Source organism: Haloarcula sp. CGMCC 1.6347, assembly GCF_037078395.1.
Classification (GTDB): domain Archaea; phylum Halobacteriota; class Halobacteria; order Halobacteriales; family Haloarculaceae; genus Haloarcula; species Haloarcula amylolytica.
Genome location: NZ_JAYMGX010000003.1, coordinates 190,209 through 207,149 on the forward strand (window position 1 = coordinate 190,209; position 16,941 = coordinate 207,149).

General features: G+C 62.9%; 13 protein-coding genes. 5 read left to right on the plus strand and 8 right to left on the minus strand.

Annotated elements, in window-relative coordinates; genetic code table 11:
* Window positions 1–381 (minus strand): hypothetical protein, encoded by a 381-nt coding sequence (locus VI340_RS16900; protein ID WP_336358817.1) that lies wholly within the window; start codon window positions 379–381, stop codon window positions 1–3.
* A gap of 150 nt (window positions 382–531) precedes the next feature.
* On the opposite strand from VI340_RS16900, the gene VI340_RS16905 reads away from it, so the two are divergent.
* Window positions 532–1,125, plus strand: a complete 594-nt coding sequence (locus tag VI340_RS16905; protein ID WP_336330266.1) for a cyclodeaminase/cyclohydrolase family protein — start codon at window positions 532–534, stop codon at window positions 1,123–1,125.
* 85 nt (window positions 1,126–1,210) lie between these two features.
* Here the strand turns inward: VI340_RS16905 and VI340_RS16910 are convergent, their stop codons facing one another.
* The gene (locus VI340_RS16910; protein ID WP_008312004.1) at window positions 1,211–2,956 is read right to left on the minus strand and encodes a formate--tetrahydrofolate ligase; all 1,746 of its coding nucleotides are present in this window, start codon (window positions 2,954–2,956) and stop codon (window positions 1,211–1,213) included.
* 323 nt (window positions 2,957–3,279) lie between these two features.
* Between VI340_RS16910 and folP the strand changes: the two genes are divergently transcribed.
* Window positions 3,280–5,679, plus strand: a complete 2,400-nt coding sequence (gene folP / locus VI340_RS16915) for a dihydropteroate synthase (RefSeq protein WP_336358818.1) — start codon at window positions 3,280–3,282, stop codon at window positions 5,677–5,679.
* 25 nt (window positions 5,680–5,704) lie between these two features.
* Window positions 5,705–5,938 carry a hypothetical protein gene (locus VI340_RS16920; protein ID WP_008312006.1) on the plus strand — a complete coding sequence of 78 codons (234 nt, stop codon included), beginning with the start codon at window positions 5,705–5,707 and terminating at the stop codon, window positions 5,936–5,938.
* A 117-nt stretch (window positions 5,939–6,055) separates the two neighbouring features.
* Here VI340_RS16920 and VI340_RS16925 read toward each other — a convergent pair whose 3' ends face one another.
* On the minus strand, window positions 6,056–6,487 hold the full coding sequence (locus VI340_RS16925) for a hypothetical protein (protein WP_336358819.1): 432 nt from the start codon (window positions 6,485–6,487) through the stop codon (window positions 6,056–6,058).
* A 103-nt stretch (window positions 6,488–6,590) separates the two neighbouring features.
* On the opposite strand from VI340_RS16925, the gene VI340_RS16930 reads away from it, so the two are divergent.
* On the plus strand, window positions 6,591–7,199 hold the full coding sequence (locus VI340_RS16930; protein WP_049943031.1) for a hypothetical protein: 609 nt from the start codon (window positions 6,591–6,593) through the stop codon (window positions 7,197–7,199).
* 79 nt (window positions 7,200–7,278) lie between these two features.
* On the opposite strand, the gene VI340_RS16935 is transcribed toward VI340_RS16930, so the two are convergent.
* Complete coding sequence (locus tag VI340_RS16935) at window positions 7,279–9,039, minus strand: BCCT family transporter (protein ID WP_008312011.1); 1,761 nt, start codon at window positions 9,037–9,039, stop codon at window positions 7,279–7,281.
* Between the two features lie 414 nt (window positions 9,040–9,453).
* On the opposite strand from VI340_RS16935, the gene VI340_RS16940 reads away from it, so the two are divergent.
* Entirely contained in the window at window positions 9,454–9,615 is a 162-nt protein-coding gene (locus VI340_RS16940) for a hypothetical protein (protein ID WP_005533017.1), read from the plus strand.
* A gap of 6 nt (window positions 9,616–9,621) precedes the next feature.
* On the opposite strand, the gene VI340_RS16945 is transcribed toward VI340_RS16940, so the two are convergent.
* The 4 genes from VI340_RS16945 to VI340_RS16960 all read right to left on the minus strand — a co-directional run bounded on the left by VI340_RS16945 (window position 9,622) and on the right by VI340_RS16960 (window position 16,816).
* Window positions 9,622–10,065, minus strand: coding sequence for a universal stress protein (locus VI340_RS16945; protein WP_151104140.1), 444 nt, complete (start codon window positions 10,063–10,065; stop codon window positions 9,622–9,624).
* A gap of 91 nt (window positions 10,066–10,156) precedes the next feature.
* The gene (ilvA, locus tag VI340_RS16950) at window positions 10,157–11,419 is read right to left on the minus strand and encodes a threonine ammonia-lyase (protein WP_008312016.1); all 1,263 of its coding nucleotides are present in this window, start codon (window positions 11,417–11,419) and stop codon (window positions 10,157–10,159) included.
* Between the two features lie 56 nt (window positions 11,420–11,475).
* A complete protein-coding gene (locus tag VI340_RS16955) occupies window positions 11,476–14,028 on the minus strand; it encodes a GcvT family protein (protein WP_336330264.1) in 2,553 nt (850 codons plus the stop codon).
* Window positions 14,029–14,245: 217 nt separating this feature from the next.
* A complete protein-coding gene (locus VI340_RS16960; protein WP_336358820.1) occupies window positions 14,246–16,816 on the minus strand; it encodes a GcvT family protein in 2,571 nt (856 codons plus the stop codon).
* Window positions 16,817–16,941 lie beyond the last annotated feature (125 nt).

The following is a 16,941-nucleotide window of genomic DNA, read 5'->3' on the forward strand; positions in this document are numbered from 1 at the left end:
TCATTCTTTGACGACGTAGTCCCCGAAGTTGTCGACAGTTCCCACCGGCGGCGCACCGAAGGCGAGCCAGACGTGTGTTTCATCGGTGTGGTTACAGAGGTTTCGGACCGTGTCCGGGTGGACGCGGACGACCCCGCCCTCGGGGACATCGTGGACGTCACCCTCGATGGCTATCTGGCCACCGGTCGTTGCGACGAACACCTCTTCTTGGCCGTCGTGTGTATGCGGCGTCGTCACGGAGTCCGGTTCGACGATGACCTGATTCACCCGCATCTCCTCACAGCCGAGCGGGTCCGTGAGCTTCCGGACCTCTGTATCGCAGGTGTTGAACTGTTCCGTCGGCACCGTCGCTGGCTGGACGATTTCGTACGGAGACGCCATATATCGTCTTGACACAGTCCAGTCATAGCCTTTGTGACGGGATGGCCCACACGGACCGAATACCTCCAGGGAAATCATTAGGCGAGTGGGCCGAGAGTGCCGCCGTATGGACAGTCAATCACCAGAGACGACCGGAATTGAGTCCGACAGATGACCTTCGCGGACCAGCCAATCGGCGAGTTCCTTGCTGATGTCGCGTCGGGCCAGGTGACTCCGAGCGGCGGTGCGGTCGCGGCCGTCGGCGGCGCGATGGGCGCGGCGCTCTGTGAGATGGTCTGTATCCACACTGTCGGCACAGACGGGTCCGGTACAGAGTCCGGTGAGCTATCGGCTCTAGCGGACGGTCTGGCCGATAACCGGAAACGGCTGCTCGACCTCGCTGACGAGGACGCGGCAGCGGTCGACGCGGTCGGGGAAGCCTTTGAATCCGGGGACGTCGCCCGGATGCAGGCGGCCTCGAAACGCTCGACGGAGGTGCCACTGGAGACAGCCGAGGTCTGTCTCAACGTCGTCGAGCACGCCCGCACGGTAACTGCGAAGGGGACGCCGGTCGCCGTCCCGGACGCGGCTGTCGGGGCGCTGCTCGCGGCGGCGGCGCTACAGGCGTCCGTCTCGACCGTTCGGGCCAATCTCGACATGATAGACGACGAATCATTCGTGGCAGCCATGAAGCGGCGGGCAGACGAGGCAGAAGCGGCCGGCGAAGCGGCGCTCGACGAAGCGGTCGCAAACGCGGAGCGGTGAGCGTCGTCCGTTCATCGAACGCTGAGCGGTGTCCAATAAAAGTCGAGGCGGCGAAACGCGAAAGCTGGGACGCAGGACCGGATTGTCAGAACAGGCCCGAAATGTTGCCGTCTTCGTCGATGTCCATGTCGGCCGCGGCCGGACGGGCCGGCAGGCCAGGCATCGTGAGCGCGTCGGCCGTGAGAGCGACCAGGAAGCCCGCACCGGCAGATGGGTACACTTCGCTGATTTCGAGCTCCCAGCCCTCGGGTGCACCCTTCTGGCTCGCGTCGTCGCTCAGCGAGTGGAACGTCTTGGACATGACGACCGGGTAGTCGTCGAAGTCGAGGTCGTTCATCTGCTCGATGTCGTCGAGCGCGCCGCCGGTGTATTTCACGTCGTCAGCGCCGTAAATCTCGGTCGCGACAGTGTGGATCTTCTCCTTGATGCTGTCCTCGTCGTCGTACAGCATCCGGAAGTCCTCCTCGTTGCTCTCCTCGGTTGCCTCGATGACGTTCTCCGCGAGGTCGACGCCGCCCTCGCTGCCGTCCGAGAACACGTTCGACTCGGCCGCTCTGACGCCGAGGTCCTCACGGCAGTGGTCCAGCACGGCCTGGATCTCTTCGTCGGTGTCGTCAGGGAAGCGGTTGACGGAGACGACGACCGGGACGCCGAACTTCTGGAGGTTCGTCGCGTGCTTGTCGAGGTTCGAGAAGCCCGCTTCGACGGCTTCGACGCCGGCTTCGTCGATTTCGTCGTAGTCGACCGGCCACTGGTCCAGTCCGTGGTATTTGAGTGCGCGGACCGACGCCACTAGCACGACGGCGTTCGGCGTCATATCGCCTTTGCGACAGACCACGTCCATGAACTTCTCGGCCCCGAGGTCGGAGCCGAAACCAGCCTCGGTGACGAGGTAGTCGCCCATGCCGAAGGCAGTCTTGTCGGCGACCAGGGAGTTCGTCCCGTGGGCGATGTTCGCGAACGGCCCGCCGTGGACCAGCGCCGGCGTCCCCTCGATGGTCTGGACGACGTTCGGTTTGATCGCGTCCCGGAGTAGCATGGTTGCTGGGCCGGTCGCCTCGATGTCGTCGACAGTGACCGGGTCACCGTCCTCGTTGTAGGCAACGATGATGCGACTGACTCGTTCTTTGAGGTCGCCCAGGTCACTTGCCAGACACAGCACGGCCATCAGTTCTGAAGCGGCGGTAAGGAGGAAGCTGTCTTCCCGCGGCGTCCCGCCGGTTTTCCCGCCCAGGCCCACGACCGTCTCCCGGAGCGCGCGGTCGTTCATGTCGATAGCGCGCGGCCAAGAGACGTTGTTGATGTCGATGTCAAGGTCGTCACCCTGCGAGATCTTCGCGTCGAGCATCGCGGCGATGAGGTTGTGCGCGGAGGTGAGCGCGTGGAGGTCGCCGGTGAAGTGGAGGTTGATGTCCTCCATCGGAAGGACCTGCGACCGGCCGCCGCCTGCCGCGCCGCCTTTGACACCGAACACTGGGCCAAGCGACGGTTCCCGGATAGCGATCATCGCTTCCTCGCCGACGTGGTTGAGCGTCTGTCCGAGACCGACGGTCGTTACCGTCTTCCCCTCGCCTTTCGGCGTCGGCGTCATCCCGGTTACCAGGACGAGGTTCTGCTCCTTGTCCTCGGCCTGTTCACGGAGGCGCTCGATGGCGTGTTGTTTGACTTTCGCGGTGTATTCGCCGAAGTACTGGAGGTCGTCGAGGCCGAGTCCCCACGGCTCGACCAGTTCCCAGATCGGTTCCATGTCGGTCGATTGGGCGATATCGTAGTCCGTCGGAATCGGCTCCTGTGTCTCTTCGGCCGCGGATTGCTCATCCTGTGAAGACATCTCGACTAGCCCTTCCCTGCAGCGTCGTAATAATGTTAGTGAACCTGATACTATCGGGATAGGATGTGTTCGAGCCGCTGTTACAGACCGCGTAAGCCACATCATGTCTCTCGCCTTACGAGATCGGTTCCGTGGCCCAACAGCAGGCCGGACGGCAGCGGCCGCAAAGTCTGGAGCTAGGAGACGACTCGATCACTGTCTCCGGGCCTCATTGAAGATTTTCCGTCGGTTTCGGCCCGAAGGGGCTGCTCTACCTCGGTACGCGCTATCGACGCAGAACCCCCGGCGATAAATTAATCAGGTCGCCGCCGCCCAATTATGGTATGGAGTACCACGAGTCGGCGGACTACCTGCAGTCGCTACAACGCCGTCGGCCCAAGTTGGGGACCGATACGACGGCGCGGATGCTCTCACACCTCGGGGACCCGGACGACAGTTTCGATAGCGTGCAGATCGCCGGGTCGAACGGAAAAGGAAGCACCGCCCAGATGACCGAGAGCGTGCTCAGGGCCGCCGGGCTGGACGTCGGCCTGTTCACTTCGCCGGGATTGAACGGCTTTCGGGAGCAAGTCACGGTCAACGGCGGCCGGATACCCAAAGAGCGGGTGACGGAGTTCGTCGAACAGATCGAGCCATGTATCGACCGCCTGGCCGCCGAGGACGACAAGCCGACGCATTTCGAGGTACTCACCGCGCTTGCGCTCTATCATTTCGATGTCGAAGACGTCGATGTGGCAGTACTGGAAGTCGGTATCGGCGGCCGGTACGACGCCACGAGCGCGGTCGATCCCGTCGCAAGCGCCGTCACCAGCATCAGTTTAGAACACACCGACCTGCTCGGCGACACGGTCGAGGAGATCGCCCGCGACAAAGCACAAGTCGCGCCGCGGGACGCCCCGCTCGTGACCGGAACCACCGGCGCTGCCCTCGAGGCGGTTCAGGGGGTTACCGATACCATCACTGTCGGTGGTGAGGGGGCTGCTGTCACCGCCGTCGAAAACGGCATGCGTTCGGCCGTCGAGAACCGGATCGCACTCACTGGGCCGGACTGGGCCCTCGAATCGAACCTCAAGCTGCTCGGACAGCATCAGGCGGAGAACGCCGGCGTCGCCGCGACACTGGCCCGACAACTCATCGACGTGGACACCGAAACCATATCCGAGGGGCTTCGGGCCGCGACGCTGCCGGGGCGGTTCGAGATCCGGTCGACGGACCCGATGGTGGTCCTCGATGGTTCCCACAACCCCGGCGCGATGGAGACGCTGACAGCACTCATCGAACGGTACGAGTACGATGACCTCCACGTCGTCTTCGCCGCGATGCAGGACAAGGAGTACGAACGGATGATTGCGACGCTTCCGGCCGTCGAGACGGCGTTCCCTGCGCGACCGGAAGTCGACCGAGCCGCGAGCACCGAATCGCTCGCTGCCGCGTTCGAGGGCCAGGCAGCCCAGGTACAGCAGGTCGAGTCCGTTCCCGAGGCCACCGAACGTGCGATAGCGGCGGCCGACGCGGACGACTTCGTGCTCGTAGCCGGGTCGCTCTACGCAGTCGCCGAAGCTCGGGACCGCTGGTGCCGGCTGGTCGTTCCCGGGGACAACCTCCAGCAGGCGTCGACGGGAGAGACTGCTAAAGCCGGAAGTGAATCGGAAATCCACCAGCAGATGCTTTCGGTCACGTTGCGGCGCGAACAGGCAGGCGTCGTCAAACAGGCGTTCGAGGACTGCGGCGGCACCTGTACTCGTTCAGCTGTCGGAATGCCGGAGAAGCTCGTCGACACGACGCTGTCGGGAACGCCGCGACAGTTTCAACGGCTCACTGGCCGACTGGCTTCGGCGGGGCTGGGGCTCGGTCGGCTCGCCACGCAACTCGAAGGCGCGCTGTCTGACAGGTTGTTCCTGCCGCCGTTCGACAGGGAAGCGGCGGCCGTGATGGGTATTCTCAACGTCACGCCGGACAGTTTCTACGACGGCGGCGAGTACGACCGTCGCGACCTCGCGGTCAGTCACGCGGAACAGATGATCGAGTCCGGGGCGGACATCGTCGATATCGGCGGTGAGAGCACGCGTCCCGGGGCTGACCCGGTGTCCGTCGAAACAGAGATCGACCGCGTGGTGCCCGTTATCGAGGCGGTGTCCTCGCTCGACACCACTGTCTCCGTAGATACCCGCAAGGCCGCCGTCGCTGACGCGGCGCTGGACGCCGGTGCCGACATCGTCAACGACGTGTCGGGACTGTCGGACCCCGAGATGCGGTTCGTGGTTGCCGACCACGACGCGTCCGTTATCCTGATGCATAGCCTGTCCGCACCAGTGGACCCAGGCCGAACTGTGACCTACGACGATGTCGTCGATGACGTGCTTCGAGACCTCACGGAACAGATACTGCTTGCCGAGCAAGCCGGAATCGACCGCGAGCAGGTCATCGTCGACCCCGGCTGTGGGTTCGGGAAGGACGCCGCCGAATCGTTCGAACTCGTCGACCGCCTCCACGAGTTCCACGCGCTCGGCTGTCCGGTGCTGGTCGGGCACTCCCGGAAGTCGATGTTCGCCGACATGAGCGAGGCAGGAGCAGACAGGCTGCCACCGACCCTGGCCACGACAGCGCTGGCCGCTGAACGCGGGGCTGACGCCGTCAGGGTCCACGACGTCTCCGAGAACAACGCCGTGCTCAAGACGGTCTCAGCGACGGCGTCACGACCGTCCCAGCTTCGACAACAGTGATACCTGTCCAGCCCGAACAGTATGTATGCTACAGTTTCCGGTTCAGCTCGGTTCGGGCCTGCTCGAATCCGTCGGGCAGGTGGCTGCGGTCGCTGGAACCGTCGTCCTCCTGCTGATGCTCGTCGGTCTGGGTGCCTTCGCGTACAAGAGCCTCGTCGGAGACGGCATTCGCTGGCCCGATGAGCAGGAAGAAGCGGACAGTGAGGAGGACGACGGCGTCGTACAGGGGAGCCGTGAGGACGACTGGAAGTATTACTGACGGCGGCATCCCACTGCGCGTTGGAACTGGTTATCACCCTGCGCTTGATCTCGTAGCCGTTCCGAAGCAACGCACAGCCCGTCGAACGGTCGTAGTGTGATCAATGTACCTATCGGCTCAACCGGCACCGTGTTCGTAGGAGTGTTCGAACTCCCAGTGGTACCGACAGTCCGTACAGGTCGCCCATTCGGGGATGTCGAACCGCTCGGGGTGGCGTTGCCCGTGCTCCATCCGGCTCCGACAGACCGGGCAGGTGAGATACAGGAGCTGCAGGTCGGCGAACTCGTCGTGGCTGTATTCGCCGACACACCGCGGACAGTCGATGCTGTCACGCGCGTTGTGCTGGAAGATTTCCGACTCGCATCGCGGACATTCGACCGTCGCTGGCGGCCGTCTCACCCACCCAATGTCACCGTCGTACGTCGTCGTTGCCGTGTCCATGCTCGACAGCCTGAACTTGTTCGGCCCGTCACTCCGCTGGAGTGGTGCGGCGACCCGCTTGCCGACCCAGACAAGCTTCGAGATTAGAACTGCGAGCCATCCAGACACTGTGACACGGTATGTATTCTGATGGCTTAAATTTCCGGGCAGATCCCGCTCAGAGCGCCGATGTCGCCGACAGGTTTTCACGGTGACCCACGGTATGTGACGCATGGGTTTTGATGCAGTTGTCAGTGCCGTGCCGACCGTGGCTGGACTGGCGGCAGTCGTTGGGCCATCAGTTACAGGACAGCTGGACCCGGGCGTTGCCGCCGGGCTGTCCAGACCACTCCGGGCAGTGGTCTCGTTCGTTCTCGTGCTCGTGGCCGGCGCACTGATACTTCGGCTGCGGCGGAACTACGTCGACGAGTCGATCGACGCGATTTCGGACAGCCCGGCGACGGCCGTCCTCTACGGGGTCGCTGGGTACGTGATCGTCGGAATCGTCGCCCTCTACGGGGCGACAACGCTGGCCCGTCTCAGCGTCGCTGGCGGGATATTCGTCCGTACCGCGATTCTCATCAGTAGCGCGTTCGTCCTGGTACTCACGAGCTTCGGGTTTCTCGTCGTCGGGACGCTCCTCACAGATATCCTGCGCAACCGACAACCGACGTTGGGGCTGCTTATTGGAGCGTCTCTCAGCGCTGTCTCGTGGGTCCTGCTTTCACCCGCCGGCAGTATCGTGTCCAGTCTCGCCATCGCCGCGTTCGGAATCGGGGGCTCCGCCCGGCTCTGGATACACTCTGAACGGACGGTCGAAACAGAACTCGGCGGCCGGTAGCGTGAACGGTTTCGACCGTTGTTGGCGATAGCGTCCTGATACTACCGGTCGCGTCGGAAAACGCCAAAACGAGGGCGCTTCAGTCGGTACCCGTCGCCGTGTCGTCTCCCGGGTCGGAGATATCTGTCACCATTTCGTCGCCGGCGGTCACGACGTCGACATCATCCCGTTCGGAGAGGTCCTGGATAGTCTCTGCGAACTCTTCGGACTCGAGTATCTGGTACTCGTTGTCGAGGCCAAGATACACCGTGTAACACATCAGACACAGGATGAACGCGAACGGGAGTCCTGTCGTGATTGCGGCCGTCTGGAGCGCCGTCAGCCCGCCGCCGATGAGCAGGATGGACGCAACAAGGCCCTCGGTAAGGGCCCAGAAGACCCGCTGCGTCCGCGGGACGTCGTGTTTTCCGCCCGAGGTCAGGTGGTCGATGACCAGTGACCCGGAGTCCGACGACGTGACGAAGAACGTGATGACCAGCAGCGTCGCGATCAGTCCACTGACCACGCCGAGCGGGAACTGCTCCAGCAGGGCGAACATCGCCACGGTCTGGCCGACCTCGTTGTAGGTCGCGAGCGCCTGTCCGTTCCCCATCAGTGAGTTGAACATCGCGCTGCCGCCGAACACCGACAGCCAGAGCGTCGAGAACAGCGACGGAAGGAACAGCACGCCCAGGACGAACTCCCGAACGGACCGGCCCTTCGAAATGCGCGCGATGAACATCCCGACGAACGGCGACCACGCGATCCACCAGCCCCAGTAGAACACGGTCCATGCGGTGACTGTTCCGTTCGCCGCTTCGTTGAGCGTTCCGGTGAAGAACCCGAGTGCGAGGATGTTCCCGAAGTACGCGCCGAGGCCCTCTGCCCACGTCCCGAAGATGTACACCGTCGGACCCACGATAACGAGGAACCCGAGCAGTGCGAACATCAGATAGAGATTGAGCGTACTCAGCCGCTTGACGCCGCCGTCGAGACCCGCCGCGACCGAGAGAGTCGCGATGAGCGTGATGCCGGCAATGAGCGCGACCTGTGGCCAGGTCCCCGTGGGGATACTCACCGCACCGAGCATGTCACCGCCCACGTAGGAGAGCCCCGTGTTGACCTGTGCGACACCGAGGCCCAGCGAGGTTGACAGCCCGAACAGCGTCGCGAACACCGTCACGAGGTCGATGATGTGGCCCGGCCAGCCGTAAATTCGCTCGCCCAGCAGGGGCCAGAATATCGACCGGAAGGTGAGCGGGAGCCCCCGGTTAAACGAGAAGAACGCGAGGCCGAGTCCCACCAGGCCGTACACCGCCCACGGGTGAAAGCCCCAGTGGAAGAACGTTTGCGCCATCGCGGCGGACGCCGCCGCGCCGGTTCCGGCTTCGGCCCCGAAGAAGCTCGGGGGGTTCTGGAAGTAGTACAGCGGTTCCGAGACGCTGAAGAACATGAGGCCGATGCCCATGCCGGCGCTGAACAGCATCGCCATCCAGGAGAAGTCGCTGAACTCCTTCTCGGCCTCGACGCCGCCGATTCTGATATTGCCGTACTTGCTGAACGCGAAGTAAAGCAGTGTGATGATGAACACGTTCACCGCTAGCAGGTAGAACCAGCCGAAGGTGTCCCCGATGGTATTGAACAGCCATGTGTACGCGGAGGCTGCGGTGTCACCGAGCAGTATCGTCACTGCGATAAACAGTGCAATGATCACCAGCGCCACCGGGAATACCACCGGATGGATGTCGAATCCAGCCGCCTGAATGTTCGTATCACCGGGTTCGCGGTCGGACTCCGGATGGAACAACTCGACCTGAAGCCCGTCAGACATTTCCCCGGTTTGATCGTCACTGTTTGCCATACGTTACCCCTCTCGAACGCGGTACTGGTCTGTGGTGTCTCATTGTCATAGTCGCGGTCGTCCTCTGTCGTGGTCCGTTGCCACCGTCATGGTAACGACATCCCGGCGTAGCGCGTCTACAGCATTCGCATCCTGTTTGTCTCACTGTACTCGCTCGGGCGGACACGACGTGCCCGCAGGGCTATTGTCGGCGTGTTTTATGTGCTACACAGTCTCATACTTATGCACTGATGCAACTGTAATAAAACTTCACCTTAGACACCAATATATCACGGACTCAAGCACTGTACGGCTGTGACTCGGCAGACATCTCTCCTATCTAGTACATTGAGGTTTGCTGGCTGTCGACGAGTCTTCGATTGTCTCACCGCCTGATGGGTGCGTATTTATTTCGGACTCCCACTTAGCATCAGTATGGCACGACTTCTGGCAACAGGGGCAGCCGCGGTGGCAGCACTGCTGATGGGCGTCGGCCTCGTCGGGATGACAGTCGGAGACTTCCGACTCGCAGGATTCAGTTTCCTCAGCGCCAGCCTGGTGATCTACATACGTGAGACGCGACTGATAGACGCGTAGCTGATGTCAAATGTCGTTGACACTCATCCGCTGACTGATGACTGGAATGCTCGACGTCCGGACCACTTTATCCGTTGTCCCACCGAGCAGGTTCCCGAGCTTTCCACGGAACGCCGAGCCCAGGACAATCGCGTCCATGTCTTCGTTTTCAGCGAACTCGACGATTTCCTCGCTGGGTGCGCCGGTTTTGAAATGCGTCTTGTACTCGACGCCGTGCTCTTCGGCGACGGTCCCGAGATTCGCCAGAACCTCTTCCCCGTAGTTTCGATACTCCTCGCGCATCTCCTCTTCGTCATCTCTGAGCGCGAGCGCACGCGGCGTGCCCGGCAGGTCGATGACGTACAATGCATGGACTGTCGCGTCGAGCGCAGCGGCGAGTTCGATGCCGTGTTCTGCCCCTCTCCGGGCCTCGTCACTGCCGTCATACGGGACGAGTATGTGGTCGTACATGGTGCCTGACTCATGTGTAATTCCCCCACACACCTGTTATAGGTTTCCCCGCTCGTGGCGTCGATCCGTCGATCTGAATGCCGATTCCGGCTCACAGTGCGCCGTTTTGGGCCTTCCGTGCGACGTTGTCGACGGGGTAGCCCGCGTCGCGTATCGCCGTAATGATGGTCTGTGCATGCTCGGCACCGCTCGTCTCGACGTTAAAGACGAGGTACGCCTCCCCGATTTCGAGGTTCTCGACGGACCGCTCGTGGCGAACGTCGTGGATGTTAGCTCCCTGCCGGGCGATGACCCCCGAGATCTCCTCCATCACACCCGGCTGGTCGTCGATGCGAACCCGAAGCTGAAGGAGCTGCTGGCGCTCCGTGAGCGCGTGGATGAGGACCTCACGCATTTGTGTCATGTCGAGGTTCCCGCCACAGAGCAGCGGCATCACCGTTTCGCCCGAGACGTCGAGTCCGTCGCTCAGTACAGCGGCCACGGAGGCGGCCCCGGCACCTTCTACGACCTGTTTGGCCCGTTCCATCAACAGGAGAATCGCCTGTGCGATGTCGGTGTCCGAAACAGTCACGACCTCGTCGACGTTCGCCTCGATGATGTCGAGCGTCGTCTCCGAGATGCCGCCGGTGGCGATGCCGTCGGCGATTGTGTCGACCTCGTCGAGCACGACCGGAATCCCCTTGTCGAGGCTCTCGTGCACCGTCTCCGCGCCAGTCGCCTGGACACCGACGACGCGCGTCTCCGGCGAGAGGTGTTTGATTGCCGTCGAGACGCCGCTGATGAGCCCACCGCCCCCGATAGGGACGACAACTGTGTCGACGTCCGGGCAGTCATGGTACATTTCGGTACCGAGGGTCCCCTGGCCAGCGATTATGTCAAGGTCGTCGTAGGCGTGAACGAACTCGGCGTCGGTCTCCTCGACGACGGCTTTGGCGTGAGACATCGTCTCCTGAAAGTCGTTACCCACCAGTTCGACGCTCCCGCCGTAGTCTCTCGTGGCGTCGATCTTGGCCTGTGGCGCGTTCTCCGGCATGAAAACCGTCGACTCCGCTCCGCATTTGGTCGCGGCGAGGGCGACGCCCTGTGCGTGATTGCCGGCGCTGGCGGCGACGAACGACTCCACGCCATCGGCGACGTCCTGTGAGATCTTGTTGAACGCGCCTCTTGTCTTGAACGAGCCTGTCCACTGGAGGTGTTCCATCTTCAGGTGGACCTCGGCGTCGACGAATTCACTGAGAGACGTACTCCGTTCGACTGGCGTCTGCTTGACGACTGTGTCGTCGTCCAGTCGTTCGCGGGCTCGTTCGATGTCCGCGTATGTGACGGGCAGGGTGTCCGATTCGGTTTGTGTCATGTGTTCGTATCGTCCCGGGCCTTATGTCAAAGTTGGTGGGTCAGTGCGCTGTCCTGTCATTTGATGATGCGCTCTCGGGTTGGGTCGAACAGCGGCTCGTTGCACACCGTCGCTACGTAGGTCTCGCCCTCACACTGGATCTGGACCGATGTGCCGGCTTCGGCGTATTCGGTCGGAACGTACGTGTACGCGATGGATTCGTCGAGACTGTAACCGTAGTTTCCGGCCTGCACGTAGCCGATTGCCTCGCCGTCTTTCAGCACCGGCCGCCCACTCAGCATGATATCTGTCGAGTCGTCGAGCGTGAGCGGTGTGATTTTGCTGTCAATTCCCTCGCTGCGGGCCGTCTCCAGTGCCTCCTTGCCGATGAAGTCTGTATCCATGTCGACAGCGAAGGGGAGTCCAGCTTCGAAGGGGTTCGAGTCCGTGTCGATATCCGTCCCCCAGAGGCGGTAGCCTTTCTCTAACCGCATTGAACTGAGTGCGCCGCCGCCCATCGGTCGGAGGCCGAGGTCCTCTCCGGCGTCCTGCAGCGTCTCCCAGAGCCGCTGGCCGTACTCCGTCGGGGCCCACAGCTCCCAGCCGAGTTCACCCACGTACGAGACCCGGAGGGCAATGACCGGCACCTCGCCCACGTACATCTGCTTGGCCCGGAAGTACGGGAAGCCACCGTTGGTCACGTCCGCGTCGGTACACCGCTGGAGGAGGAGCCGCGCGTTCGGCCCCCAGAGACCGATTGTGGATTTCGCGCCTTCCTCGACGTGGACTGATACCCTCTCGGGCGCTTCGTCTTCCAGATGGCCGCCGTGGATGCCGGGGGAGTTCCCGCCACCGGTCGTCACCATGAACTCCTCGTCGTCGAGTTTGACGACGGTTATGTCCGCGAGAATGCCGCCGCCCTCGTTCAACAGCAGCGAGTAGCGGACCTGGCCGACGTCGAGGTCCATGTCGTTGCTACAGACCCGCTGGAGGAACGCCTGGCTCCCTTCGCCTTCGACCATGATCGAACTGAACGTCGTCATGTCGAACATCGACACCTTGTCGCGGGTGTGGAGATGCTCGGCGGCCTCGATCTTCGAGCGGTTGATGCCCTGCCAGCCGTCCTGGTCTGGAATCCGGTCCTCGTACTTCTCGACCAAGTCGGCGTTGGACTCGTACCACTGTGGCGTCTCCCAGCCGCCGCTCTGGTAGAACTCCGCGCCGAGTTCTTTTTGCTGGTGGTAGAACGGACTCGTCCGGAGCCCCCGGTGGTCGTCGGGCTGCCACCGCGGCTCGACGATGCTGTACACCTGCTCGTACCGCTTGGCCCCGCGGTCAACGAAGTAGTCCTTCTCGCCCGCGTGCGGTTCGAACCGTCGGACGTGGATGCCGCCGGTGTCGACCGGGCCGGACGGCAGTCGGGGGACGCCGTTCTCCATCCACTCGGCAAGGATGCGGCCGTAGCCCCCGGAGTGGGTCCACCAGATAGCCAGCCCTGTCCAAAGGCCGTCGACCTGGGCCGTCTCGCCGACGGCCGGCATCCCGTCGGGCGTAAAGACGAAGATACCGTTCTCAGTGGCCTCGTATTCCACGTCCTGCGTCGCCGGTAGCAGTTCGTCGAAGGCCTGCTTCGCGGACTTGTCCCGGCCGCGGTGAGTCGGCGTCTCCCAGTGCTCCTTCGTGAACCCTCTCACTGACGCCTGATGCTCCTCGGAGTTCTTCCCCATCGCCTCGGGGTCGACTGAGAGCGTCTCGTGGTTGTACGACCCCATCCCGAGCGCGTCGCCGTGAGTCCGGAAGTACAGCGAGTGGTCCTGGTCGCGGCCGACCGGCTGGTGTGGCCCTTCGCTCATGTACTCCGCGATAGAGCGGTCCCCAGGGACCTCTAGTCCGGTCGTGTTGTCGCCCACCGAGGTCTCAGCGTCGGCGAGTTCGTCCATCGGTTCAGTGACGACGTACTGGTGTTCGACCGGCGCGATTGGCAGGTCCAGCCCGGCCAGTTGGCCGGTCTGGTAACCCCAGTTGTTCGTCGCAATGACCGCGCGCTCGCAGTCAATGCGGCCCTGGTCGGTTTCGATGGCGTTGATTTCGCCCCCCGAAACGTCCATGTCCGTGACCTCCGTGTTCCCGTAGAACGACGCCGAAGAGTGTTCCATATACCACTGGAGCGCGCCGATTCCGTCGACGCGCCCGTCAGTCGGTGAGTAGTAGCCACCGAGGATTTCGTCTTCGTCGACCATCGGAAGGTGCTCGGTGACTTCCTCGGGCGAGAGCAACTGCGGTTCCGGCAGCCCGTAGGCAGTCGCCCACTCGACGCGCCGACGGAGGAAGTCCATCCGCTCCTCGCTCCGGGCTACTTCGATGCCACCGACCTCGTCGTAGACGCCGGCATCGGAGAGGAGCCGACTGGTGTAGTAGGCGGTCTTCGTCTGTATCTTGGACGGCGACGTCTGGAACATAATCCCAGGGGCGTGTACCGACGAGCCGCCAGTGACCGGGAGCGGACCCTGATCGATAACCGTGACATCCTCCGCGCCGAGTTCCGTCAGGTGATACGCGACGCTACACCCGACGGCCCCGGCACCGATAACGACTGTATCCGCCCGAGACGGGGGAGTCTCTGTGCTCATGTATCTCGTTTGGGACTGTTTCTGTCATAATCTTAAATACACCGGTGACCGGAACCGCTCTGAGAAGGAAGCGCCAGTTAGAGCGCCCAGAGATCGGTATTTCGTCCGGTACCAGAAAATCTGCTATCCGTCGGTCGGCGGGAAGGAATGACGGTTCGGGACTGAACCACAGCGTGTTACAATCCCGATAGAACCGGCGATGGGTCCCGGACCGCTCTCAGACCAGCGGTTCCTCGCGGACAGTCGCGTCGTACCGCTCGCCCTCGTAGAGGATTTCGACGCTGGTACCGGGTTCAGCGTACTCGGGTGGCAGGTACGTGTAGGCGACACAAGCGCCTTCGGTGTAGCCGTACTCGGCGCTGTGGAGGTAACCGATAGTCTCGTCGCCGTCGAGGACTGGCTTGTTGTCGAGCACGACGGCGTCCTCGTCGTCGAGGGTCAGACAGGCGACCTTGTGGTCGATGTTGTCGCCGTCGGCGGCCGCCGCGACCGCTTCCTTGCCGATGAAGTCGGTTTCGAGGTCGACGGCCCAACCCAGGCCGGCCTCGTACGGGTTGTGCTCCGTGTGGAGGTCCTTCCCCCAGAGGCGGAAGCCTTTCTCGATTCGTAGCGAATTCAGCGCACCGTTGCCGTACGGTCGGATGCCGTACTCCTCGCCGGCCTCCATGATGTGCTCCCAGAGGCGTTCGCCGTACTCCGAGAGCGTGTAGAACTCCCAGCCGAGTTCGCCCGCGTACGAGACGCGAAGTGCAGTCACGGGAACGTTCTTGACGAAGAACTGCTGGCTCGTGAAGAACGGGAAGGCGTCGTCGGAGAGGTCGACGTCGGTGACCTTCGACAGGACCTTCCGGGCGTTCGGGCCGGTACAGACCATCGCCGCCAGGCTGGAGGTCACGTCGTTGACGACCACGTCGTCGGGGGACTGCTCGCGCACCCACGCGACGTGGTTGTTCCCGACTTCGCGACCCGTCGTCAACAGGAGGTAGCGGTCCTCGTCGGTCCGCGTGACCGTGATGTCCGCCCGGACGCCGCCGCCCTCGTTGCACATCAGCGTGTACTTCACGTCGCCCACGTCGATGTCCATGTCGTTCGTACAGAGGTACTGGACGAACTCGCCGGCGTCGCTCCCGATGACCTCCATCTTGTTGAAGGATGTCATGTCGTGGAGCCCGACGTTCTCCCGAACGTTCAGCGCCTCAGCGCCTTCGATGGGGGACCAGTATTTCGCTTCCCAGCCCTCGCGGTCGGGGATCTGGTCACCGTACTCCGCCAGCAGGTCGGCGTTGGAATCGAACCAGTGTGGTTCCTCCCAACCGGCCTCGGCCCACAGTTCGGCGTCGTACTTCTTGTGGGTGTGGTACATCGGGGTCCGGCGGATGTCCCGCTGCTTGTCGGTCCAGACCCACTTGGGGTGCATGATGTTGTAGACGATGCGGTACTCCTCGCCGCCGATGTCCCGGGCAAAGTCCCAGCTCCCCTCGTGCTCGTCGAAGCGGTTCACGTCGCAATGGGCGAGGTCAATCGGGCCGTCAGGGAGCTGTGGAACGCCGTGTTCCATCCACTCGGCGAGCGCCTTACCGGCACCGCCGGCGTGCGTGACCCAGATGGCCGCCGCCGTCCAGAGGCCGTCGTACTCCTGAACGGGACCCATCACGGGGAGTCCGTTCGGCGACTCCGCGAACATCCCGTTGTACTTGTGTTCGAGTTCCTTGCCGGCCGTCGCCGGGAGGAGTTCGTCGCTGGCCTGGCGGGGGGCCTTGTCCGGTCGGTCCGGATGGGTCGCATTGTCCATGTGGTAGTCGGTGAACTCGTGGACTGACCCCTGTTCGCCGTCGGGGTCGTTGCCACCGAGGTCCTGTGGATCGGGCACGATTGGCTCGTGGTTGTACGAGCCGATGCCGTAGGAATCCCCGTGGTTCCGGTAGTACATCGCGTTGTCTTGGTCGCGGAGAATCGGCCGGTCCGGACCGACGAGGAGCCGCTTTGCCTTCTCCCCGGAGACGTTCTCGTAGTTCTCGAACAGCGGGTGGTCGGTGATGTCCACTGCACTGTCGGCCAGTTCGTCGAGGGATTCCGTCATCGTGTACTGGTGCTCGACTGGCGTCACCGGCAGGTGCACGTCGAGCTTCTCGCCGAGTTGGCGGGCCCAGATGTTGGTCGCGACGACGACCTCGTTACACTCGATAGTGCCGTTCTCCGTGACGACGGCCTGTACCGAGCCGTTCTCGGTCTCGACGTCCTCGGTGCGCGTGTGCGGCACGAACTTCGCGCCTCTGTCCATCGCTTCACGAGCCAGCGCGTCACACGCGACGACGCCCGAGACTTGCCCGTCAGTCGGGGAGTAGTAGCCGCCCTTGATCTGGTCGGCATCGACCAGCGGGAGGTGCTCGGTGACTTCTTCGGGCGAGAGCAACTGCGGGTCTTCGATGCCCCAGGCCTTCGCGTACTCGACGCGGCGCTGGAGGAAGTCCATGCGCTCCTCGCTGCGCGCGACTTCGATGCCGCCTGTTTCGTTGTATGCCTGCTGCCCGTCGGCCCCTTCGAGGTCCGAATACAGCCGCCGGCTGTAGTCCGCAAACTGGCTCAGGACCTTCGGTTCCGCGGTCTGAAACATGATTCCGGGGGCGTGCGTCGACGATCCACCCGTGGTCGGCATCGGCCCCTGGTCGACCACGACCACATCTTCTCGGCCGAGCGCTGTCAGCTGGTAGGCGATGTTGCAGCCGACGATTCCAGCACCGATGATGACGGTGTCGGCCTGGGTCGGCAGGCTATCGGTAGGCTCCATAACTCTGAGTAGAACGTGCTATGGCGTGGCAATATAGTTACCGCCTGGTCCACCTCCTTTGCAAACTGACATTGTATCATCACGTAGTGTTTCAGAATAACAGGAGTACCATTGTTAATAGATTT